Genomic DNA, 693 nt, shown 5'->3' with positions numbered 1-693 from the left:
CCGCGGCGAGGTTGGTTCGCAGTATCTCGGGGTCGGTATAGGGCGGGCGGGCCGCGAAGTCCTCCTCGGAGTACAGACGGATACAGACGCCGGGCGCGATGCGGCCGCACCGCCCGGCTCGCTGCGCGGCTGAGGCCTGCGAGATCGGTTCGATTGGCAACCGCTGCGCCTTCAGGCGGCGGCTGTAGCGGGAGATGCGGGCGTTACCGGGGTCCACGACGTAGCGAATCCCGGGCACCGTCAGTGAAGTCTCGGCGACGTTGGTCGCTAGCACGACGCGGCGCCCGGCGTGGGGTGCGAACACCGGTGCGAACACCCGCTGTTGCTCGGCGGTGGGCAACCGGGCGTACAGCGGAAGCACCTCGGTGTGCCGCATTTCACTCAAAGCTTCTGCGGTGTCGCGGATTTCGCGCTCGCCAGACAGAAATACCAGAATGTCGCCGGGCGGCTCGGCCTCGAGCTCACCGATCGCGTCGACAATCGCCTCGATCTCGTCGCGAGTTTGGGTCCGGGCGATTTCGTGGTCGGGGTCATCTGGATCATCGTCGTCATCGAACGTCACGGGAGCTTCCAACGGCCGGTAGCGGATCTGCACCGGGTGGGTGCGTCCGGACACCTCGACAACCGGCGCGCCGCCGAAATGCGCCGCAAAGCGGTGCGGCTCGATTGTCGCCGAGGTGACGATCACCTTGA

1 protein-coding gene is annotated in these 693 nt (G+C 67.1%); it reads right to left on the bottom strand.

Features of this window, described 5'->3' with window-relative positions; translation table 11 throughout:
- Positions 1-693: helicase-related protein (locus tag F0Q45_RS26435; protein WP_262491205.1), on the bottom strand; the 693-nt coding region annotated here is incomplete at both ends.

This window comes from Mycobacterium simiae (assembly GCF_008370645.1).
In the GTDB taxonomy this organism is placed as follows: Bacteria; Actinomycetota; Actinomycetes; order Mycobacteriales; family Mycobacteriaceae; genus Mycobacterium; species Mycobacterium simiae_A.
Note: the sequence above shows the minus strand (reverse complement) of the source record. Positions and strands in the feature narration are given on the sequence as shown.